This is a genomic window from Nostoc sp. DSM 114167, assembly GCF_052692655.1.
On the sequence record NZ_CP195116.1, the window covers coordinates 7,639,047 to 7,661,354 of the forward strand.

Annotated in this window: 19 protein-coding genes; 13 read left to right on the forward strand and 6 right to left on the reverse strand. The window is 41.8% G+C overall.

Annotated elements, in window-relative coordinates; genetic code table 11:
* The first annotated feature begins 31 nt into the window (after positions 1 to 31).
* From NSTC731_RS32105 to NSTC731_RS32165, 13 genes are all read left to right on the forward strand, one after another.
* Positions 32 to 1,021: a hypothetical protein gene (locus tag NSTC731_RS32105; RefSeq protein WP_445628482.1), complete on the forward strand. Its 990-nt coding sequence runs from the start codon at positions 32 to 34 to the stop codon at positions 1,019 to 1,021.
* On the forward strand, positions 1,021 to 1,932 hold the full coding sequence (locus NSTC731_RS32110) for an SDR family oxidoreductase (protein ID WP_445628483.1): 912 nt from the start codon (positions 1,021 to 1,023) through the stop codon (positions 1,930 to 1,932). The genes NSTC731_RS32105 and NSTC731_RS32110 overlap by 1 nt, the downstream gene beginning before the upstream one ends.
* A gap of 63 nt (positions 1,933 to 1,995) precedes the next feature.
* Positions 1,996 to 2,148 carry a hypothetical protein gene (locus NSTC731_RS32115; protein WP_445628484.1) on the forward strand — a complete coding sequence of 51 codons (153 nt, stop codon included), beginning with the start codon at positions 1,996 to 1,998 and terminating at the stop codon, positions 2,146 to 2,148.
* A 619-nt stretch (positions 2,149 to 2,767) separates the two neighbouring features.
* The gene (locus NSTC731_RS32120; RefSeq protein ID WP_445628485.1) at positions 2,768 to 4,516 is read left to right on the forward strand and encodes a cupin domain-containing protein; all 1,749 of its coding nucleotides are present in this window, start codon (positions 2,768 to 2,770) and stop codon (positions 4,514 to 4,516) included.
* A 153-nt stretch (positions 4,517 to 4,669) separates the two neighbouring features.
* The gene (aroH, locus tag NSTC731_RS32125) at positions 4,670 to 5,062 is read left to right on the forward strand and encodes a chorismate mutase (protein WP_445632220.1); all 393 of its coding nucleotides are present in this window, start codon (positions 4,670 to 4,672) and stop codon (positions 5,060 to 5,062) included.
* Between the two features lie 108 nt (positions 5,063 to 5,170).
* On the forward strand, positions 5,171 to 6,289 hold the full coding sequence (tyrA, locus tag NSTC731_RS32130; protein ID WP_445628486.1) for a bifunctional chorismate mutase/prephenate dehydrogenase: 1,119 nt from the start codon (positions 5,171 to 5,173) through the stop codon (positions 6,287 to 6,289).
* 471 nt (positions 6,290 to 6,760) lie between these two features.
* On the forward strand, positions 6,761 to 7,768 hold the full coding sequence (locus NSTC731_RS32135) for a zinc-dependent alcohol dehydrogenase family protein (RefSeq protein WP_445628487.1): 1,008 nt from the start codon (positions 6,761 to 6,763) through the stop codon (positions 7,766 to 7,768).
* A 9-nt stretch (positions 7,769 to 7,777) separates the two neighbouring features.
* Complete coding sequence (locus NSTC731_RS32140; protein ID WP_445628488.1) at positions 7,778 to 10,009, forward strand: pentapeptide repeat-containing protein; 2,232 nt, start codon at positions 7,778 to 7,780, stop codon at positions 10,007 to 10,009.
* Between the two features lie 792 nt (positions 10,010 to 10,801).
* Positions 10,802 to 11,776: a hypothetical protein gene (locus tag NSTC731_RS32145; RefSeq protein ID WP_445628489.1), complete on the forward strand. Its 975-nt coding sequence runs from the start codon at positions 10,802 to 10,804 to the stop codon at positions 11,774 to 11,776.
* A gap of 342 nt (positions 11,777 to 12,118) precedes the next feature.
* Positions 12,119 to 13,573: a hypothetical protein gene (locus NSTC731_RS32150; protein WP_445628490.1), complete on the forward strand. Its 1,455-nt coding sequence runs from the start codon at positions 12,119 to 12,121 to the stop codon at positions 13,571 to 13,573.
* 822 nt (positions 13,574 to 14,395) lie between these two features.
* A complete protein-coding gene (locus tag NSTC731_RS32155) occupies positions 14,396 to 15,742 on the forward strand; it encodes a P-loop NTPase fold protein (protein WP_445628491.1) in 1,347 nt (448 codons plus the stop codon).
* Positions 15,699 to 17,276 (forward strand): tetratricopeptide repeat protein, encoded by a 1,578-nt coding sequence (locus NSTC731_RS32160; RefSeq protein ID WP_445628492.1) that lies wholly within the window; start codon positions 15,699 to 15,701, stop codon positions 17,274 to 17,276. Before NSTC731_RS32155 ends, NSTC731_RS32160 begins: the two co-directional genes overlap by 44 nt.
* A gap of 20 nt (positions 17,277 to 17,296) precedes the next feature.
* On the forward strand, positions 17,297 to 17,464 hold the full coding sequence (locus NSTC731_RS32165; protein WP_445628493.1) for a hypothetical protein: 168 nt from the start codon (positions 17,297 to 17,299) through the stop codon (positions 17,462 to 17,464).
* Here NSTC731_RS32165 and NSTC731_RS32170 read toward each other — a convergent pair.
* From NSTC731_RS32170 to NSTC731_RS32195, 6 genes are all read right to left on the reverse strand, one after another.
* Positions 17,445 to 17,708: a type II toxin-antitoxin system RelE/ParE family toxin gene (locus NSTC731_RS32170; protein ID WP_445632221.1), complete on the reverse strand. Its 264-nt coding sequence runs from the start codon at positions 17,706 to 17,708 to the stop codon at positions 17,445 to 17,447. The genes NSTC731_RS32165 and NSTC731_RS32170 overlap by 20 nt on opposite strands.
* 23 nt (positions 17,709 to 17,731) lie before the next feature.
* Entirely contained in the window at positions 17,732 to 17,920 is a 189-nt protein-coding gene (locus NSTC731_RS32175) for a hypothetical protein (protein ID WP_094347334.1), read from the reverse strand.
* Between the two features lie 136 nt (positions 17,921 to 18,056).
* Positions 18,057 to 18,305 (reverse strand): type II toxin-antitoxin system RelE family toxin, encoded by a 249-nt coding sequence (locus NSTC731_RS32180; RefSeq protein ID WP_445632222.1) that lies wholly within the window; start codon positions 18,303 to 18,305, stop codon positions 18,057 to 18,059.
* Between the two features lie 14 nt (positions 18,306 to 18,319).
* Positions 18,320 to 18,559, reverse strand: coding sequence for a hypothetical protein (locus NSTC731_RS32185; RefSeq protein WP_445628494.1), 240 nt, complete (start codon positions 18,557 to 18,559; stop codon positions 18,320 to 18,322).
* A 634-nt stretch (positions 18,560 to 19,193) separates the two neighbouring features.
* Positions 19,194 to 21,056, reverse strand: a complete 1,863-nt coding sequence (locus NSTC731_RS32190; RefSeq protein WP_445628495.1) for an ABC transporter ATP-binding protein — start codon at positions 21,054 to 21,056, stop codon at positions 19,194 to 19,196.
* Between the two features lie 25 nt (positions 21,057 to 21,081).
* Positions 21,082 to 22,080 (reverse strand): aldo/keto reductase, encoded by a 999-nt coding sequence (locus NSTC731_RS32195; protein WP_445628496.1) that lies wholly within the window; start codon positions 22,078 to 22,080, stop codon positions 21,082 to 21,084.
* Positions 22,081 to 22,308: the final 228 nt, after the last annotated feature.

The window sequence follows — 22,308 nt, forward strand, 5'->3', positions numbered from 1 at the left end:
TTGTAACTTAACTTTTTTGAAGTAATCAATTATGAAACTGCGTTACAGACACAAATTATTAGGGTTTATACCACTTTTATTGACCTTGGGCTTAACTACTCCTGTGATTTCTTTTAGTAGTCCGGCTCTTGCTAGCGAATTCAGTTTGCAATCAGAGCCTTACGACCCACTGAAAACCCATCTGGAATTGTTTACAGAACCTTGGTCTCAAAATCCCACAGTTAAGGCAGCCCTTCAAGCAGATAACGGCAACTTGCAGTTACTTACTGGAAATAAAAAAGTTTTTTATGACGAAATTTCTGTTTTGGTTGACAAAATGCCCCAAGGGCTAACGCCTACAGATTTTCTCTTAGAAATAGCTAAAGACCCAAATGGCGCAATAAATTATCAATCTTTTGATGATTATCTCTCTAGCGGTGATGATACGCTCAATCAGCTAATTCCCAGGAACACCTCCACACCCCCAAAGGTAGGCGATATTTATGATATAAAATTACGCCTTTTTGCAGCACTGGGTCTTCCTAATTACGAAGATGATGTTTCTGTGATGCTTACAGATTTGACCGACGATCATTTTACCTTATCAACTATTACCAGTGGCGTAACAGGAAAACATCCAGTGAACGGCTCAAGAAAATTTGGGTTTAAAGAAAACCCAGATGGTACGCTGACATTTTATACTAACTCTGTCACACAGTTGACTAATGTATTTGGAGATTTTGGTGGTGATTTCGGGGGGCCTCCGGAAATGGGTTGGACAAACTATATCAAAGGTTTAAGTCAAGAAGTTCGTAATAGAGGCGGGGAATCTGAGGAAAGTTCTCTGAGAAAATTTACCGTTACTTATCCTGGTTTACCAGTTTCTTCTATCGCTGTCCCAGAACCAACTTCTACATTGGGGATTTTGGGCTTTACTGCTTATATTGCTACAAATTTCATACAGAAAACTAGACAAAAAAATAGAACTTTAATCAAGTCTGAAAAGTCAAAGAAAATGTTTATAGTTAAGGAGTTTAGATAATGCTTCAGCGTCAAGTTCTCGTAATTGGTGCAACTGGTTTGCTTGGCGGCAAAGTGGTTAAAGAACTGCTGCAAAAAGGTCATAGAGTCCGTGCTTTGGTTCGCCCTGGAACTGAAGCTTCTCACTTGCAGGCTCAAGGTGTGGAAATAGTTCGGGGCGACATCACTGATTATGAAACACTTTTGCCTGCAATGCGTGATATTGATGTTGTAATTACAACGGCTAACGGTTACTCACATAGAAAGAAAGGAGACTCTTTAGAAAACACTGACGACAAGGGAAATCGCAATCTGGTTGATGCAGCCAAGCAAATGCAAATTAAATTGTTCGTTTTTACAAGTATTTTGACGGCAGAAAAAGCAAAATCTGTACCTCACTTTTATCAGAAATCTGTGACTGAGGATTATATTGAGAAATCTGGAGTTCCTTTTGTATCGTTGCGACCAGGCGGATTCGTTGATACACTATTGGGCTTTAGTCTTAAAGATATCAAAAATGGCAAATTTCGAGCTATGGCTGATGCAGACGCTCCAGCATCAACGATTCACTCAGATGATGTGGCCCGGTATCTTGTCTTAGCAATTGAGACACCTGAAGCTGTAGGACATCGCATCGATTTGGGTACTGAACAGCCAACTAATCTTAGAGAAATTGCTAATTTGCTCTCAGAAATAACTGGACAGAAAGTGCAATTGCAAACAATTCCACCTTTGGTCAAAACAATCTTGTTTAAGTTTATGGCAGTTATTAATCCTATGTTTCGGGGTACTGATAAGGCTATGGAATATGTTTCTTCAGGTAAATATGTAGCTGATACTACTTTGCAACGTCGTTTATTTGCTGACGTTCCATCTTTGAGAGATTCGATTAGACGTTGGGCAAACCAAAATGGGCTGGCGGTAACGAGGTAATTTCTTAGCATCAGTTCGATCCAAACAATCTCATCCAAACTAGTTTGGATGGGAACAAAAAGAGTGGAATCTACATCTGTTGAGGTTTTTATGGGCGATCGCAACTCTAAAAAATATAAGGTGAAACTTAATAGCGATCGCAATTACTGCAATCTTGCTGCAATCCAGATTTTAAAGCAATACATCTCAGCTCAGCCCCAAAATCCTCATGTATAAACGCGATTTATTGCGTCTTTTAAGACCGATTATCTACACCAATAACCTTTAACCCAAGTGTATTGAACTTTCAAATATTTTCTCATACTTTTTGCATAAATCTCAAACAAAGACGCGATAAATAAGTATCATCCGTAACTATTCCCTAGCAAGCTTGAATCTTGTAAGTCAAGTTCCAGATTAATAAATCCACATTTCTTCACAAATGCAGACATAAATGCTCAACACTTGACTAAACAAGAGAATGTCCAAGCAATAGAGCCGATGTCTGCACTTACAACATCAATCCAAAACTAGTAGTCTGCCAACCCAAAAATGTTAGGTGGAGGTTGGGTAAAGGTTAAAGGGAAAAGGGTAAGGGATTTAAACCCTGTCCCCCTTCCCTTTCAAGGGCAGGCTTTTAGGCTTTCGATAAATAGTTGAGAATGTTCTCAATTATTGAACGTAGTTTTAAGTTCTCAGACAATGGTTTTGGTTTTAAAATTCCAAAAATTTGTCTAATCAAAAAAACCTGCCCCAGAAAGGTCCCCCTTCCCCCTTCCCCCTTCCCCTTTACCCCGCCAAGTTGCCTTGGCGTACCACTAGCTCACCATCAATTCAGCTCGAAAGGAGAACAAGAATGACAGAATATAATAGCTTTCAACAGATACCAGCCAACAAATCGAGTAAGTCATTGTGGGTGGTTGGAGACTTGGTTAAATTTATCTCAACTGGCAAAGATACTGGTGGTAAATACGATCTATTTGATGCTTACGTTCCATCAAATGTCGGGACTACACCGCATATCCACCTTCAGCAAGACGAAGGATTTTACATTGTCGAGGGGACTGTAAAATTTCAGTTGAACGATCGAGTTATTACTGCAAGTCCTGGAACTTTTGTGAATGTGCCTAAAGGGCAAACCCACGCCTATCGCAATCTTGAAGATAAGCCAGCGAGAATGCTTATCCAAGGTATTCCCTCTGGGCTTGATAAATTGATTGAGGATACGAGTCGTCCAGGGACAGACATATCTGCGGCTTTTCCACTATTTACCGATGAAGGACTCGATAAAATCGTGCAAGCCTTTAAGGACAATGCATCAGTACCCCTAGACTCAATAATTTTTGCTGGCACTGAATACAGCGTCAATGAAGATGGTTCTCCCATAGCAGCAGTAACTTTGATCCGCCCGTTAGATGATACAGGGGCAGTTGGCGCTACTATCACTTTAAAAGATGGTACTGCTAAATATCTCGAAGATTATAACGGTTCTCAACAGATAAAGGTTAACTTTGCTGATGGAGAAAGAGTTAAAGTTGTAAACATTCCAATTATTGATGATAATTCAATCGAAGCAAATAAAACTATCAACCTCACCTTGAGCGATGCTACAGGTGGCGCAATCATTGGGCTATTGCAGAATACGGCTACTCTGACAATTGTAGACAATGACGCTCGACCCAAAGGAAAAGATGGTGTTCTTCTGGTTGGAGATGATAGTAATAACATCCTTACGGGTGGGAAAAGCAGTGAAAACATTATTGCTGGAAAAGGAAACGACCTCCTTACAGGTGGTGGAAATATAGACTTGTTTGCAGTTCAATTTGGTAACGGCATCGACACCATTACTGACTTTGGTGGTGTAGGATCGGGATCTCGTCCATCTACAGACGTATCTGCGGAAATTGATACTCTAAAATTTGAGGGTAATGGGCTAACTGCTAGAAATCTGCTCTTAACTCAAAATCAAGATGACCTGCTCATAACCTTTGAGGGAGTTGAGAATACTGGGGTAGTCTTGCAAAATTTTGCCTTACAAAACCTAGATAACCTTCGCCAAGCCACAGGTGCATCGGAGGATATTGGCAATATTTTGTTTGACGGGCAGACGGGGTTTCAAGACAGCTTTGATGTCTTTGATGCCAACGAACAAAGGAGTAGTGTTTACAATCGTAACTCAGTAACATTCCTGAACGATCTTAATAATAATACTAGTGGCTTTGACAAATCTAATGATGTTATTAACGGTCAGGGTGGCAATGACTATCTGTCGGGGTTGAGTGGTGATGACATACTCCGAGGCGGTGCTGGTAATGATACCCTTGTAGGCGGATTTGGTTGGGATACTCTGACTGGTGGCAGTGGCAAAGATACATTTTCTTTTACATCTGGATCGGGGATTGATACCATTGTTGACTTTACTGATGGGGAAGATTCTATTGGGCTTTTGGGTGGTCTGGCATTTGCTGATTTAACAATCTATCAAGGTACTGGTGGTAGTGTAAATGATACTTTGATTAATATTACCAGCAGCAACGAGCCTTTGATGGTATTGAGTGGAGTACAAGTCAATACTATTACAAGTGCCGATTTCTTGATTGTCTAGCTCTCTGTAGCGAATTTAAGATTGCCAAATAAAACTATCAACAATTGAGATTTACACTTGGCAATTGCTATGTACATAAAAAACTTAAAACTCAACCTTCAAACTAATATGGATCGGCTAACCTTTTCAACACACATAGACCAACATCCTAGTATGGCAAAGGTAGTAGGAGAATGGCGAGTCCGGGGACTTCGAGGTGCAACGACAGTCAGCTACAACTCTATAAAAGCAATTACTGAGGCTGTAAATGAGTTATTAGACGCCTTAGAAACAAACAATGTTTTAGACTCTGAGGAAATCGTCAGTGTTACCTTTTCTGCAACTCCAGACTTGGATGCAATGTTTCCGGCTGCGGTTGCACGTCGTCGTCCTGGTTGGGATCGAGTTCCTTTGCTAGATGTGCAACAGATGCAGGTTACCAATAGCCTCGATCGCTGCATTCGGGTGCTAATCCACTTAAACACTCCTCTACCCCAAAATGCATTACGCCCAGTCTATCTACACCGTGCCGCTCAGTTACGTCCAGATATAGCATTTTTAGGTTAGGCGTAGGCGTAGCCCCTCGGCTACGCTTAGGAACCACCCATCGCAGACATCGCTTTGCGAGATTTTATTTAGACTTTATTTAAATTATCAATACATTTATAATGTCTCATGTTGCAAGAAAAACTGAAACAGATTGACCAAAAATTGATCGATCTATTAGGGAAAAGAATTGCAGTATTGGCTGAATTAGAACACATTTCCTTAGAAGAACAAACTACTAATTTCACATTTTCCTTAATAGAAAGTGGTGTTCCAGAGTCAATTTGGAAAAATCTTGTTATGGGGTGTGTTTGTGCCGTTGCAACTGCAAATTTTCCTGTTGCTAAGGTAAAATCGCGACGAGTTACTTTAGTTGGCGGATGCGGTCTAATGGGGCACTTCTTTCAGCAAAAGTTATCTGCTGCCGGTCATCACGTTAGTATTCTCGATCGCGGTGACTGGGAACAAGCAAAATTGCTATTAGATGGAGCAGATTTAGTTTTAGTCTGTGTTCCAATTGAATACACAATAGAGGTAATCCGTAAACTTGCTCCACACCTAACGCCAACTACTGCTTTAGCTGACATTGCTAGTATTAAAACTCCTATTTTACAAGCTATGCTTGAGCATCATAGTGGGCCGGTCATGGGCTTCCATCCAATGTTTGGCCCAGGGATAAAATCTTTCTTGTCTCAAAAAGTTGTAGTCTGTCCAGGTCGAGAAGATGCTGCCTTTCAATGGTTTATAGATTTGATTGCCAATGATGGCGGCAAACTGATTACATCTACACCAGAAGAACACGACCAAATGATGATGGTTGTTCAGGCAATTCGTAACTTTAAAACCTTTAGCCTTGGTGTTTTCTTGGCAGAAGAAGAGATTGACATTCGTCGTAGCTTAGACTTCTCTAGCCCAGTTTACCGTCTGGAAATTGATATGGCTAGTCGCATGTTCACCCAGTCTGCATCTATGATAGTAGACATTATGCTAGCTACACCAGAGCGACGTGCAGCCATAAGTAGACTAGCATCTACTTATCATCGATTAGCACAATTAATTATTCAAAACGATCGCAAAACTCTGATCCACGAATTCAAACTAGCACACAGCTTTTTAGGAGAAGAAATTAATAGTGCTGCTGAAGAAAGCACTTATGTAATTAATGCCCTAAGTGTATTACTAGCAGCGAAGGAAGTTGGACAAAAACAATCATCTTTTGTAATTCAGAAGGCAGGAAGTAGGGGGTAGGGGGCAGGGGGCAGGGGGCAGGGGGCAGGGGGCAGGGGGCAGGGGGCAGGGGGCAGCTTTCTGGGGCAGGTTTTTTTGATTAGACAAATTTTTGGGATTTTAAAACCAAAACCATTGTCTGAGAACTTAAAACTACGTTCAATAATTGAGAACATTCTCAACTATTTATCGAAAGCCTAAAAGCCTGCCCTTGAAAGGCAGGGGGCAGGGGGCAGGGGGAAAGGGTTTAAATCCCTTACCCTTTTTCCTTTTCCCTTTCCCCTTTCCCCAGTCCTCACAAGCGCATTTTTGGGTTGGCAGACTACTAGTATTTTTACTCGCCACTCAGCACTTTCCAGCTACACGGTAGAAGGGAACACATATCTAAAAACGTGGGAGACATTGCAGTTTTGGCTGATAAATATCTCTGGATCTACCCTCTTGCGGTAAAGTTGCATAAGAATGTGCATCTAAAGCCAGGAGGAAAGAGTTGTGAAAGCAGTCTTGATGACAGCAGCTGGCAATCCCGACGTTCTACAAGTGCAGGATGTGCCAAATCCTGCTGTTCCTGTCGGGAATACTGAACTTTTAGTGCGTTTGGTGGCGGCTGGCATTAACCCCATTGACACTAAACTTCGGAGTCGAGGCAGTTTCTACCCCGATCGCACGCCGACAATTTTAGGATGTGATGGTGCAGGGGTCGTGGAAGCAGTGGGTGCTGGCGTTCAGCGTTTTCGCGCAGGTGATGAAGTATATTTTTGCTATGGTGGCTTGGGCGCACACCAAGGAAATTACGCTGAATATACCGTTGTCGATGAGCGGTTTGTGGCACGTAAACCCGCCTCTATCTCCTTTGCCGAAGCAGCAGCAGCACCTTTAGTATTAATCACCGCCTGGGAAGCTTTATATGAACGGGGACGATTAGAGCCTGGGGAACGGGTTTTGATTCATGCGGGTGCTGGTGGTGTCGGCCATGTAGCAATTCAATTGGCGAAGCTCAAAGGTGCTACTGTTTCCACCACCGTGGGTTCTGAAGAAAAAGCTAATTTTGTCAAAGAACTTGGTGCCGATAATGTAATTTTTTACAAACAAACAGACTTTGTGCAAGCGGTATTAGATTGGACTGGTGGCGAAGGCGTAGACTTGGCTTTTGATACCGTAGGTGGCGAAACCTTTCACAAAACCTTCCCCGCAGTGCGAGTTTATGGCGATATTGTGACGATTCTCGAACCAGATGCCAATACTGTTTGGAAAACTGCTAGAACTCGCAACCTCCGCATTGGTTTAGAATTAATGCTGACACCAGCCTTGCTAGGATTACAAGATAGTCTCCACCATCATGCAGAAATTCTCGAACAATGTGCCACCTGGTTCGATGAAGGCAAATTAAAAATCCATGTTACTCACAAATTTCCCCTAAAAGAAGCAGCTAAAGCCCACCAATTAATTGAAAGCGGGTCTGTGGCAGGTAAAATTGTTCTGCTGATTAGTGACGAATGATCGAACAATTTGCATAATTTATCTTTTAAACGCAGAGGCACGCAGAGGTTAAACGCAAAGGTACACAGAGGAATTTCTTGGCGTACCTCTGCGCTTCCCTTAGCGTTCCTTTGCGTTTTACTCCTTTTCCCTCTACCAGCTTCGGCAACACAAACACAACCAGAACGCACACCCTTAACCCTAGAATTATTGCAAGAACGACTACGCACACCCATACTCCGCGAAGGAAATTTAACTGTAGATTTGCAGAAGATGGCGATCGATTTACGCCCAGAAAACGCCAGCTTTCGTGATGCTTTTTACCAACTGCTGCGAAAAGAACTCGGTACAAAACCTCTAGGTTTAGACCTCAGCTATGCTTTGATTCTGGGGGATTTTGTCGGTAGCGATTTAGGTTTAAGAACACCATTGTATGCAAAAGCGATCGCACCCATTTTCACCGCTACCGAACAAGAAAAACTAGAACGTTTGCGCTTTGTTTGTCTAGAGTCACTCGCCATCGCTTTACCCAACTCCAAAGATTGTCGATCGCTTCTGGGAACAGAGTCAACCCCAGCCAGTGAAATCGCCGTCTTTCGTGGTGTCTTAACACTGGTGCAAACTCGCTTCAATGGCGAAGTGAAGTTCTCCAATACTTTTTTTCTTCAGTCTGTTGATGCCCAAGGTGCAACTTTTCTCCAACCTACTGACTGGACTGAAACGAGATTTGCTCGTCCTGTTAGTTTTACCAGTGCTAACTTCCAACAACCAAGCAATTTTCAGGGCAGTATATTTTTTGAAAAAGCTAACTTTAAAAAAATTAAATTTCGGGAACTGGCTGATTTTCAAGGTAGTATCTTTGAGGCGACTGCCAACTTTAACCAAGCAACTTTTAAACAGTTGGCTAAATTCAGTAGCGTCCAATGGCAAGGAAATGCTGATTTTTCGGAAGTGGATTTTGCCAATCAAGCCCAGTTTACTAAAGCAGGTTTTAATCAGTTTCTTCTTTTAACAGAAGCGATTTTTGAGCAAGGTGTAAGCTTCCGAGAAGCGGAGTTTAACCTATTGATAAATCTGCAAGGTGCAAATATTCTGAACCTTGCAGATTTTAGTGATGCCAAGTTTGCTAAAGAGGCTTGTTTAAGCGTACCTGGTTTAACTTTTAACTCTAACCAAGCGAAAATTTTAGGTAATCCCGGTGAGATTGGTAAGATGTTCTGCATCCCAACATTGCAAGGTAATCAAAACGTCTTGCGGAATTTGGGGCAAAATTTCCGTCAGCAACAGCAAGTAGGCGATGCTAATGAACTGGAATACACAAAACAACGATTGCGATTAATCGAGTTTGGGCATCGTTTGACGGCTACAAATATTAATAGTGCAACTGTTGCAACTTTGATTAACCTGGGTTTTTCTGCAACTCAAGCCCAAGCGATCGCCCAGCGTCGTCTGGTAAAATCCTTTCGCAACAGTAATGAGTTACTCACCATTGCAGACATCGATTTAGAAAAATATACTCAACTAAGCGATCGCTTAATTGTTGGCGAAACCCTTTCTATAGTTGGGTGGTTGCTGCAAGCTTGGAGTTGGCTGGCGTTGAGTGTATTGTTATTGTTGAGTGGCTATGGGACAAATTTTTGGTTAGTTTTTGGCGTGGGAGGATTAGCGATCGCTTATTTCGGCTTACTGTTTTGGCTAGTGGATCGCTGTCGTCGGCTGCATCCCGTACCAATTATTCCCACATCTTACGAAACCATTTCAATATTAGTCAGTTTTAGCGTTTTAGAATTCTTCAGCTTACTAGCAATCTTTCGCAATGCCGAACAACCTTGGTTGACATTGGGGTGTCTTTTGATAATTCTTGTCCCCGTCCCAATGGCTTTATTAATCCGACTTTACCAACAAGGGCGTTATCATGACTTAATGGACGTTTCTTACTTCACAGAAGACGGCACATTTCGCCAGTTACGATTGTTGATTGGACGTTTGCCAGTCATACCAAGGAATCAGACATTTCGGGAACGATATATGCCTTTGTTGTGCGATCGCCGTTGGAACTGGCTCAACTACTATGATTTTAGTCTCAACAACCTAGTTAAATTAGGATTTAACGACATTCGCCTGCGAGACGAACACCTACCTGGCATCATCTCTGCACTTGCTTGGTATCAATGGAGTTTGGGTGTAATTTACATCACGCTAGTTTTGTGGACACTTTCCCGCACAATTCCGGGATTGAATTTGCTGATTTATCTGAAGTAATTCCTGTACTGAACTTTTTTTCGCTACACTTTGTAGTGGTGCTAAGAGAATGTTTTCAAAGTTATTTGGACGGTAACAAAACGTTTTATATCCCCCTCAATTCCCCGATAAATTGGGTATTACATCGGCTAAAAGTAATAGAAGCCCGGTTAAACGCAAATTATATCGTGTCCGGTTAAAGACTTATCATTAAGGTAGCAGAGGGGCAGGGGGGCAGAGGGGAAGGGTTTTTGGATTTTTGCATAGATTCGGGAATCATAACTAATTAGCCGGACTTGATATTAATTAAATATCTAAAAATTTGGTAAATTTATCAAAAGATTGTTCATTGCAATATAATGTTTAACCAAGTTTAATTTTTGTTATAGGTAAGTAGGCGGGAAAATTCATAACTACGTTATTGCGAGTTAAACGTTCGTGCAGCCTCTCCTAGAGAAGCGATCGCAAAGATTTTATTTTATTTTAAGTCTGTTTATCTCCACCTACTTACAAACATATCTATCAGTTAATCTTTTTAATTATTGTCTAAAAATATCTACGATTTTGATAAAAATATCAAAATATTTTTCATTGTGCTTCCAAGTTAAATCAGATAAATTGTAATTGTCAATAGGTAGCATTAATTCAAAACTGATTATCTCCACTTAACAAAGATAATCAAGTAATTTCATAGCTACTCACTATTTTTGCTAACAATCAAGACAACAAAATAACCATGCAATAGACAAAATTTAAGTCTATTTTATGTTGTGATGCTAGCAAAATTTTTATCCAATAATGAGGATTAATCTAATGGCAGAAAATTCAAGTAATAGCAGTAGCAGTAACTCCTCTACTAGTGGGAACAATTCGATTAGCCAATCACCCTTCGGTCGCTTGGAAGAAGTTGTCGGTAAGGAAGGCGTCAAAAATCTATTCAGTGGTGTTGGTAATGGAGAAAGTGGCAGTAACCCATTTGGTGGCGGTGCTGCTGGTGGTGCGGGTGGCAGTCAGCCTGATTTAGCCTATGGTGGTAATCCTTTCGCTGGCGACAACTTCTGGAATATCTTTGCAGGCGGTGTCAACCCATCCAAAGGCGGCGGTATCCCATCCACAGGTGGCGGTATCCCATCCACAGGCGGCGGTATCCCATCCACAGGCGGCGGTATCCCATCCACAGGTGGCGGTATCCCATCCACAGGTGGCGGTATCCCATCCACAGGTGGCGGTATTCCATCCACAGGCGGCGGTATCCCATCCACAGGCGGCGGTATCCCATCCACAGGTGGCGGTATTCCATCCACAGGTGGCGGTATTCCATCCACAGGTGGCGGTATCCCATCCACAGGTGGCGGTATTCCATCCACAGGTGGCGGTATTCCATCCACAGGTGGCGGTATCCCATCCACAGGTGGCGGTATTCCATCCACAGGTGGTGGCAGCCCATCCACAGGTGGCGGAAACCAAGGTAGTGGCTACGACTCTTTGACTGGTAGTAACAGCCAGACTTATGGCATTAGCACAACTGAAATACCGGACGGGTTCACTTTGAGGGCCACTATTGACAAGCTAGTTAACTCAAAGCTTGACAAGGAAGTGGGTAGTGGACAAACCTCGCCATTTCCAACTGGTGGACAAACCTCGCCATTTCCAACTGGTGGACAAACCTCGCCATTTCCAACTGGTGGACAAACCTCGCCATTCCCTACTGATGGACAAACTTCGCCATTTCCAACTGGTGGACAAACCTCGCCATTTCCAACTGGTGGACAAAACCCCTTCGCTTAATACAATATTTGCGAAAATCAGCAGATAAATAGAAGTGAACAATGATGAGTTCTTCAGTACATAGTATGCTAGTACAGCTTGGCGCAAATAAACATATTATTCGATAAACCGGAAAAGCGTGTATTATCTCTGATGTGCCTTCTGCCTTATTGTACTAGTTTGCTATTTTACGCCCGAAACTCTTCTCAGGCAAAGGTTTAGGCAATATCTTCTGTTAGTTTGACGGTAAGATTATTAAAGCCTTTTTTGTAGAGATATTTTGGGTTTAGCAAATTCATAATTGGTATAAGAAGTACTGAAGACCCCATAATTTTTTAACTAAAAATAGGAGAATTAGTGCCAATGGAAGCGTCTGCTGTCAATCCCATAAATGGTGGATTTAATCCATTAAGTGCAGGTGGCGCTAGCAACCTATATAACGGTAATTCCTTTGCTGCCAATGACAGTTTGTCTGCTGCTAAAGGCAGCCTATTGACGGGTGGTAGCAATCTGTTATTAGGTAACGGTAACAATCCTATTCCAGGTGGCGGTATTAACCCATTTGCAGGCGATGCTGGTAGTGGGCTTCAAAAATTAATCTTTGAGCGATTAAAGTTAGTTCTAGGTGATAACTATTTCAAGGGTATTGACAACACATTGGCAGGAGGTAGTAATCCTTTTGCAAACAGTGGTTATCCGATTCCAAGTGGGGCTACTAATCCATTTGCAGGTAACGGTAATGCGATTCCAAGTGGGGCTACTAACCCATTTGCAGGTAACGGTAATGCGATTCCAAGTGGAGCTACTAATCCATTTGCAGGTAACGGTAATGCGATTCCAAGTGGGGCTACTAACCCATTTGCAGGCGGTGGTAATCCATTTGCAGGCGGTAGTAACCCATTTGCAGGTGGTGGTAATGCGATCGCAAGTGCTGGAAGTCTGCTTCAACAATCACCTTTCGATCCGTTGAAAGAAGTCCTTGGTAACAGTATACCTTTTAGTAACACTGGGAATACATCTAATTCAGGTAGCCAAACCTTTAATCAGAGCAACGCACCGGTTGGCAAAGGTAATAAGGACTCTGGCAGTAATAACGCAACTATTGGTAATTTTAACTCGGATTCTGGCAGTAACAGCGCAACCATTGGTAATGGTAACTGGAACTTTAATAATGACAACACAACCATCGGTAATGGCAACTGGCTATTTGGAAAGAATAACACAACCCTTGGTAACGGCAATTGGTATTGGGACGATGGAAGTAATAATTCAACATTAGGTAATGGTAATTGGCACTTTGGCAGTGACAACGCAACCATTGGAAACGGTAATTGGGACTTCGGTAAAGATAATACAATTATTGGTAATGGTAACTGGGTTTTTACCAATGGAAATGAAATTATTGGTAATGGCAATTGGTTAACAAAGACTGACAATACAACGATTGGAAACGTCAATAATCTCAGCAGTTTAAAGTTATCCCCACTAGGAATCAAAACTGATGTTAACAATCTAATTGACTCTCTTATAGGTAAAATAGGTAAAAATTTTCTTGGGTTCACAGGAGATTTTGATAAATCGAGTAGCCAAACCTTTAACCGCCTCATCTCTTCTAAAAGTGTTGGTAATGACACTAATATATCTAGCGATATTGAGCAACTTTTGGCATCACTCAGCCCAATTCAAGGAAATTTTATCAATTATCAGCCTGTGCAAAACCCTCAGCCTGTCCCAGAATCTACTTCTTCAGTGCCATTGTTAGTAATGGGACTGGTGTGTTTGCTGTTGTCACTGTTCAAAAAACAACAACACTGTTAACGTAAATTCAATAGACCTCTTGCAAAAGTAACTTTTGCACTCTTGCGGTCAAAGGGGTTCATGTCAAAGGGGAAAGGTTTTTTTATTCCTTTTCCCTTTCCCCCTTACCCTTTTCCCTACAAATGCCAAGAAGTGTAATCTTTCTCAGCTAATTGCGATCGCACTTTCTGTTTCTCTACCAGGTTGACTTACAGCAGTTATTAGCGAGAATTGATGCTGTCCGCGCCAAGCTATCCTCATGGAGACGGTTTGCGATGTCTACGATGGTCACTGAGCGACTTGCCTTGAGTTTCGACTGCGCTCAACTACCGCGAAGTCGAAAGGAGCCGAAGTGACGCACTATAGAGCGACTCATAAGTTAGTTACAACGATTGCTGCAATGATTTAAACCTTTCTTATACATGAACAAGTAATTGTTGCAAAGCATGAAACCTTTGCAGCAATTGCTTATACCTTTCTTGGAAATACTTAAACCTTTCTTATACATGAACAAGCAATTGTTGCAAAGTATGAAGCCTTTGCAGCAATTGCTTATACCTTTCTTGGAAATACTTAAACCTTTCTTATACATGAACAAGTAATTGTTGCAAACGTTTCAATTTTGGCAACTATTGTTGAAGGTTAAGCGAGTTACGAGTGCTGATACCAAGGAAAGGGGAGACAAAGCATAGCTTTGGCTCTTTGGGGTGCAATGGCTGTAGGAATCATAACTAAATTCCGAACTTGCGCGCGGAGTTTTATGAGTGCTATAGCTATATTTGCTAAATTTGATGGGCGATCGCTTAAAATTTAAAAGTTGGTGATTGTTATCTGCTCAAAAGAATGTCTCAGTCAAGTTTTCAGCGTGCAAATACTCTTAAAGCGGCTTTTTTGGCTTGTAATGTTGAGCCGCTTGAACCAGCAGAAATGGAACGGTATTATGTCGATCTGTCGCTGGTGCGGAAAACTTCAGCTATTGATAATGTTAGTACAATTTTGGATTTTCAAGAAGCAGGTGATTTTACAACAATTTTATTTACCGGACATCGCGGTTGTGGGAAAAGTACGGAGTTAAAAAAAATTCAGAGTCTTTGGGAAAACAATTATCGGGTAATTTATTTGGAAGCCAATGAAGAGACAGATATTAATGATACCCGATATACAGATTTATATTTGATTGTAATTAAACAAGTTGAATTTGAATTACGAAAATTAGGTTTAACTTTTAATCAAAATTTATTAAAAAGTTTTGAATCATGGTTTAAAGACATTACTCAAGAAAACGAGCAAAGTGTCGAAAAATCAGTCAACGTCGAGGCAGAAGCAACTCTCAGCCCTACTGCGCCATTTTTGGCCAAACTAATGGTCAAATTGCTGGCACAAATTAAAGGCTCGGACAAGCAAAAGACAACTATTCGACAAACTCTAGAAAAAGATTTATCTCGCCTCAAATCTGATACTAATCTGTTATTAAGTGATGCTTACACAAAATTGCGGCAAAAATTTCCTGAGTGTAAAGGTTTATTAATTATCTTTGATAATTTGGATCGGGTTCCTCCTGTCGTAGCAGAACATTTGTTCTTTGATTATGCAGCTCAGATGCAGGAATTAAATTGTACAATCATTTATACAGTACCAATTTCAATTCTTTGTTCGCCGAAAAATCCCCTAAATCAATTTGATGGTGATCCTCATATTATACCGATGATTAATATCTATAAATTTGAACGGCATAAATGTGATTTAAATTATCATCAAACGGGCTTAGATGCGATGGCAAGTGTAATTGAAAAGCGGGTTGATATTGATGCAATTTTTGAGAGCCGTAATCAATTATTAGAACTAGCACAAGCAAGTGGTGGCCATGTGCGTCAGTTAATGCAAATGATGCGCTCTGCATGTCAAACAGCCAGTACCAAAAAACATACAAAAATTATCTCCGAAGATATAGAGTATGCAGTTAAACAGCAACAATTTAGTTTTGAGCGATTTATTCCTGAAGAACATTACGCTCATTTAGCGCAGGTTTGTTTAACTAAAAATGTCAGTAAAGATGAAATTGGACAACTAATGTTATTTAATACTTCCGTGTTGGAATATAACGGTGATAAACGATGGAATTATCCAAATCCAGTGGTGAAGCGAAATGAGTTCTTCCAAGAAGCTCTTCAATCAGCACAAAAACAGTGAACTTCAAGCCGAAATAGGTAAATTTATTGCCTATAATCAAGATGAATTTGCTGAATTAGTGACATTTGTCGATTTTGCAGAAAATTTTACATTAGGTTTTATTGAAATTAACTTTACACCCGATATAGAACTATTAATTGCTGGATTGCAACAAAATTCTCAATGTGAAGAAATCCAATTTGTGGTTTTAGATTTTCCTGATGAAAATTTGCGATTTCTGCGGGATGAATTGGTGCAGCAATTAGCCAAAATTACTAAAGAAACAAATAAAAAACTTGTTTTATTAATTCGGAATTTAGAAAAATCGATTGGTGTTTTTGGAGATTATCCACCAGTTTTACAGGATTTAAACTTCGTCCGCGATTCCTATCGTCAAACCGTACCCCATCCGCTTTTATTTATCTTGCCAGATTATGCAATTTCGCGGTTAGCAAAATTTGCACCTGATTTTTGGGCTTGGAAATCAGGTTTATTTCGCTTTAAAACCACAGAATTGACTAGAGATAAGGCAATTGCCAATACTCTGAATACAGACATAAATATAGAACGCTTACCAACACCAAAACAACAAGAACGTATCGATTTATTACATAGTTTGTTGATGGAATATCACCCAACTGGAGAAATACCCCGCCCAGAACATCTCCGCAATTGCTGTAATATTTTAAATGAATTGGGCAAAGCATATTTAAGCCAGCACAAACCAATCAAAGCTAGAGAATATTTAGAAAAAGCTGGGAAAATTGCCAAGCAATTTCCTGATTATTCCTTACAAATCGAAGTTATCAATCAGCTAGGTAAAAGCTATCGGCAGCAACGACAGTTTGAAAGTGCAAACAGCTATCATCAACAAGCTTTAGATATTGCCAAAAAGCAGGAAAATCGTCGTGCTGTCGCCAATTCATTGCATTATTTAGGTAATGTCTCTCTGAATATGCGACAGTTCCACCAGGCACGGGATTATTATCAACAAGCCCTGGAAATAGATATCGAATTTGGCAATCGCTATTCCAGTGCTAGGACTTACCACCAGTTGGGAAGGGTTGCCCAACAGTTGCGCCAATACGACCAGGCACGGGATTATTATCAACAAGCCCTGGAAATAGATATCGAATTTGGCAATCGCTATTCGAGTGCTAGCACTTACCACTACTTGGGAATGGTTGCCCAAGAATTGCGCCAATATGACCAGGCACGGGATTATTATCAACAAGTCCTGGAAATCAAAATCGAATTTGGCGATCGCTATTCGAGTGCTAGGACTTACCACAACTTGGGAATGGTTGCCCAAGAGTTGCGGGAATACGACCAGGCACGGGATTATTATCAACAAGCCCTGGAAATCAAAATCGAATTTGGCGATCGCTATTGGCAAGCTCTTACGCTTCATGGTTTAGGAACGCTTGCACAAGCAGAGGAAAACTATGCAGAGGCTAGGGCTAATTTACAGAAAGCGTTGGAGATATATGTTGAGTATAAGGATGAATATTGGGCTAAGGTAGCACGGAAGATTTTAGAGGGTTTACCGGAGTAGGGGGATCTGGGCGATGTGCGATGTATAACGACAAGCCGCGTTGCGTCTATTCATTTTGGGTTTGTGTAGGGCGATCGCGGTTGCTTGATTGGTTTGGGAGAGCGATCACGTTTGGTTTTTGGAGGTGCGATCGCGTTTGCTTGATTGGTTTGGGAGAGCGATCGCTATTCATTCTATACTTGGTGTAATTTCCTGTGCCCCATGTATAACAGCAAGTACATCAATTTGTTCGGGCTTGATGTAATAGATAATTCGATATGAACCTTCGATAACTTCCCGAATTTCCTCGGTTTCAAACTCTGGTACAATTCGACCAGATAGAGGGAAATTCGCAAGCTGCTGGGAACGTTTGGTTATACGGTCAATAATCCTGGTTGCGTACCGAGGTGAATTCTGGGCAATGTAAGTATAAATTGCCGATAGGTTTTCTATCGCTGTTTCTGTCTAAAAAACTTTCACTCTGGTAGTCCAAATTTTGCCCTAACTTCCTGTACGGAAATTACTTTACCTGCTTGACTCTCAGCAAGTCCAGCTTCCACAACTTGCCTAACATAAATCTCATACATGAGGTCATCCCATGTTGAGTTAGCAGGTAATTTATCAATTAGCTTTCGAGCTTCTTCTTTAATATTGAGCTTTTCCATAGAGATTACAGATAACTTGCTTTTTTATATTGTAGGCTCAACTCACGAGTTGGGGAAATGTATACTTTGTAAAGCTGACAGTAGGAATCGTGTTTAGGTTTGTGGAGGTGCGATCGCTCTAAGTTTTTCTTGCTTCTCAACTTTCATCTTTATAAATATTTTTACGATGTCCTACTTCCACAACATTCACCACTAGAAGATCGTCGAAAATATCATAGATAACGCGATAGTCACCTATTCTAATTCTGTAAGCATTTTCTTTCCCTTTTAGCTTTTTAACCCCATTCGGACGTGGTTCTGTAGCTAAATCATCAATTTTAATTTGTATACGTTCTTGAAGTTCTGACGGGATTTTTTTAAGTTGCTTCAATGCACCCCTCAATATTTAAACTTTATAACTCACGCAACTTCCTTTTTGATTCCTGTCTTTAGTTCTTTTTTAGCTTCTTCCCATGACAATGAGTTCTCAACACTAGCTTCTTTTTTTGCTTTGTCGTAGGCTTTTAAATCTTCTTCTTCTTCTTCTTGTTCGATTGTTTTAAGTAGTGCGTAAATCTCATCTAAAGTACTATCATAAGCTTGATTTAACAGGATGTTAATCTCTTTAATTAATTGTTCGCGTTCCTGTTCGCTTTTCATTTTTAGACCTCTTTTATTGCAAATATATGTTTATAATTTGTCTTTCTTACTCTAAACTGAGGCTATAACTAAGACAGTAATTCAATTATAAATGCGATCGCGTTTTGGGGTTTTGAGATGGGAAGAAAAATAAATAAGTGTATTGATGGCTATACCAGTCGTAAAAATTACTCAAAATTTCTCTTTGCTTCCCTGCTCGTTTCACGATAATCTCACTTTTTCGCGTTGCTCCTCTTAAGGAAGCGATCGCATCTGTCTTTTATTTCCCTGGTGGTAAAGTTCCCCCGTTACCTGCATCGGTAGACTTACAATAGACATTCAAGCCGATTGTGAAGATGTAGAGAATAACAATAGTCGCGATCGATGCAGCACTTATGATATAAAACTCATGTTTAATTTTTGAAATATACGTAGTGGCGCGGCAAGGCTAAAATGTTGCAATAAATTTTCTTGTGGGGCGGGCATCTTGCCCGCAAATTAGGACGGGCTAGAAGCCCATCCCACAAGAGTTTGCTAATGCACAAATTTAGTCTTGACACGCCACTACTTCAATTACATTACTTTAGTTTTGTGAACTCTTTCTCGGACAATTCTTGAATTGAATTTGCAAATAAGCCCCAAGTAGCGGCAAATGTCAAGCGATCATTCCCTTTTCGATGTTATCTGTGCCACTGCGAACCTCATCAAGATTTTCCGGTAGAAATCCACCTGCTTGCATTTTCCATAATCTGTAATAAGCGCCGCCGAGTGCCAGCAGTTTGGCGTGGGAACCATCTTCGATAATCCGACCTTTATCGAACACCAAAATCCGATCTAGATGGACGATGGTAGATAATCGATGAGCTACTACGATGACCGTTTTGCCATTCATGGCTAAATCGAGGGTATCCTGAATTGCTTTTTCGGTAATTGAATCGAGGCTAGAGGTGGCTTCATCTAAGATTAGAATCGGCGCATCTTTGAGGATTACCCGCGCAATCACAATACGCTGTCTTTGCCCCCCAGACAACTTAACGCCACGTTCACCCACCAGAGAATTGTAACCATCCTTACTTTGAACGATGAAATCGTGAGCATGAGCCTTTCGCGAAGCCTCAATGACTTCCTCATCGGTTGCATCCAAACGTCCGTAACGAATATTTTCTAGCAAAGTGCGATGGAACAGAGACGGATCTTGGGGAATCAAACTAATCTGAGCGTGTAAAGCATCCTGAGTCATGTCTCGAATATCGACCCCATCAATGATAATCTGTCCAGATTGTGGGTCGAACAAACGCAAAATCAGATTGACAAAGGTGGATTTTCCAGAGCCGGACAAGCCCACCAATCCGACACGCTGTCCCGCTTGGATGGTTACAGAAAGGTTGTTGAAAACTTTCTTCTCTTCTGTGTAGTTGAAATTCACCCGCCGAAACTCAATCTTACCTTGAGTGATTGAGTGGGCGATCGCGCGATCGCGATCGATTAACTCGTGGGGTTGAACAATGGTTAAAACACCATTGGCGACATTCCCAACGTGTTCAAAAAATTCTAGAAAGCGGCGGCTCAAATTCCGGGCTTCACTGATAATCAATAGCGACAGGCTGGTTGCAACAACGAAGTCAGCAGCAGCGATCTTTCCTTGACTCCAGAGAGAGAGCGAGTAATACAGGGTGCTAATTTTGAGAATAGCTGCTGAGATGAACTGAAACCAGCGAATGCGTTCCGAGTACCAGTTGGACTCTCTCACGTGTTTGAGTTCGCGCCTTAATTGCTCGTTCAAATAACGTCGTTCAAAACCAAAGCGAGCAAATAGTCGGCTACTAGTGAGATTTGTGACTGTATCTACAATGATACCAGTTGTCTCACTTCTGGCGGCTGCGGCTTTCCGGGAATAAAATCGGCAGCGAGTTGCCAGCCAGAACGAAATACTGATGAAGAGAACTGCCCATATTCCCACCAGTGCAGCTAGCGGGGGATAGGCGCGATACAGTATCGTCGTAGCGACGGAATACACAACAATTACTGGCATAAATTCAGTAATCATCATTTGCATCGTCTGGGTAACACCCAGAGAAGTTTCGCTAATCCGATGTGCCAATGCCCCGGAAAAACTGCTGCTTAAGTAGCGATGTGAATGGTGCTGTAAATAGGCATATAGCGATCGCACAATGTGCTGTCGGTGGATGGGATGGAGAATCGTTTGCAAGAGTCCAGCCGATCGCCCGAATACCACTTCACCTACACTCAAGCCGATGAACAGCATCAGGGGTTGCTTCATGGCATCAAAAATGGGCTGGCTGTGTCCCGTCCCCGTTACGCCCCGGATGATCTGGCCAATGGCATAAGGCAACATAATGCCACAGGTTGCGTGTATGATTTCCAGGATCACCATTAACACATACCACCAGCGAAACTGGTTAACGAAATAGCAAATGAACCTGAATGGAGTTGATGGCAAATCTGGTGCATCAGGGGCACGTTGAAAGGATTTGGATTGTCTAGCTTTTTTTGTCATTTGTTATTCGCTGCGTCCCTAGTTTCTAACGAAGAGAATCTCCTCTTCGGTATTCGGCGGTTATGTCGTCTAACTTTTGTTTCAAATTGTCGTCAAGTTTTAGTTCTACCGCCTTGAGGTTGTCAGCAAGTTGTTCTGGACGGCTAGCGCCAACGATCGGGGCAGTGATAATGGGATTAGATAAAACCCAAGCCACTGCTAAGGTGGTGAGGGAAAATCCGGCGAGATCGGCTACCGTGCGTAATTCTTCAACAGTATTAAATTCGCGATCGCGCCAGTAGCGTTCTTGATAACGTTCTGCGGCAGCACCTAGCGTGAAACGAGTGCCTGATGTAGGGCCTTGAGTAAAATCGTGTTTACCCGTAAGTAGACCACCCGCCAAAGGATTGTAAGAAATTACACCCAGTCCTTCTTCTTTGGCCAGGGGCAATAGTTCTCGCTCAATTTCGCGGAATAACAAATTGTAGCGGGGCTGAATTGAGATGAACTTGGTTAAATTGCGCGTTTCAGCACGACCCAAGGCGCGGGCGAGTCGGTAGGCTAAGAAGTTAGAAACCCCAATGTAGCGCACCTTGCCAGCACGAACCACTGCATCCAGCGCTTCCAGAGTTTCATCAAGGGGAGTTGAAGCATCATCGGAGTGCAACTGGTACAGGTCGATATAATCGGTTCCCAAGCGTCGCAGGGAAGCATCGATAGCATCCAAAATATGCTTCCGGGAAGCCCCCTGATCCCAAGGTGCAGGGCCAACTCGACCGACGCACTTGGTAGCCAAGATAAAATGTTCGCGTTTGCCTTTGAGCCAGCGCCCAACGATTTCTTCAGTGCGTCCCGCAGTAGCTAGTCCGCCGCCAAGGGGATAAACGTCGGCTGTATCCAAAAAGTTGATTCCGCCATCGGCGGCGGTGTCGAGGATTTGCCTGGAAGTTTCTTCGTCGGTCTGCAAACCAAAGGTCATAGTGCCGAGACAAAGACGCGAAACAGTTAATCCAGTTTTACCGAGATTAGTAGTTGGTAAAGTCATAGATATGTTGTTGATTGAAGTTGATTGAGAAAGTTTTAAAATTTTTAAATAGAATGCGACGTGCGTTTTGCCCCGCTTCTTTACGAGACGGTACGCGTAGCAAGATCCCCGGAGGGGTATGCTAACGCAGAACTAAAACGTTATGCAATAGACTTCTTGGCATTTGTAGGGAATTGGGTTTGGGGGAAAGGGAAAAGGAATAAAAAAACCTTTCCCCTTTAACCTTTC

Bases quoted from the DNA above. Each gene is read 5' to 3' on its own strand.
- NSTC731_RS32105 (WP_445628482.1), top strand. From the start codon at position 32: ATGAAACTGCGTTACAGACACAAATTATTAGGGTTTATACCACTTTTA.
- NSTC731_RS32110 (WP_445628483.1), top strand. From the start codon at position 1,021: ATGCTTCAGCGTCAAGTTCTCGTAATTGGTGCAACTGGTTTGCTTGGC.
- NSTC731_RS32120 (WP_445628485.1), top strand. From the start codon at position 2,768: ATGACAGAATATAATAGCTTTCAACAGATACCAGCCAACAAATCGAGT.
- aroH (WP_445632220.1), top strand. From the start codon at position 4,670: ATGGCAAAGGTAGTAGGAGAATGGCGAGTCCGGGGACTTCGAGGTGCA.
- tyrA (WP_445628486.1), top strand. From the start codon at position 5,171: ATGTTGCAAGAAAAACTGAAACAGATTGACCAAAAATTGATCGATCTA.
- NSTC731_RS32145 (WP_445628489.1), top strand. From the start codon at position 10,802: ATGGCAGAAAATTCAAGTAATAGCAGTAGCAGTAACTCCTCTACTAGT.
- NSTC731_RS32150 (WP_445628490.1), top strand. From the start codon at position 12,119: ATGGAAGCGTCTGCTGTCAATCCCATAAATGGTGGATTTAATCCATTA.
- NSTC731_RS32155 (WP_445628491.1), top strand. From the start codon at position 14,396: ATGTCTCAGTCAAGTTTTCAGCGTGCAAATACTCTTAAAGCGGCTTTT.
- NSTC731_RS32160 (WP_445628492.1), top strand. From the start codon at position 15,699: ATGAGTTCTTCCAAGAAGCTCTTCAATCAGCACAAAAACAGTGAACTT.
- NSTC731_RS32165 (WP_445628493.1), top strand. From the start codon at position 17,297: ATGTATAACGACAAGCCGCGTTGCGTCTATTCATTTTGGGTTTGTGTA.
- NSTC731_RS32175 (WP_094347334.1), bottom strand. From the start codon at position 17,920: ATGGAAAAGCTCAATATTAAAGAAGAAGCTCGAAAGCTAATTGATAAA.
- NSTC731_RS32185 (WP_445628494.1), bottom strand. From the start codon at position 18,559: ATGAAAAGCGAACAGGAACGCGAACAATTAATTAAAGAGATTAACATC.
- NSTC731_RS32190 (WP_445628495.1), bottom strand. From the start codon at position 21,056: ATGACAAAAAAAGCTAGACAATCCAAATCCTTTCAACGTGCCCCTGAT.
- NSTC731_RS32195 (WP_445628496.1), bottom strand. From the start codon at position 22,080: ATGACTTTACCAACTACTAATCTCGGTAAAACTGGATTAACTGTTTCG.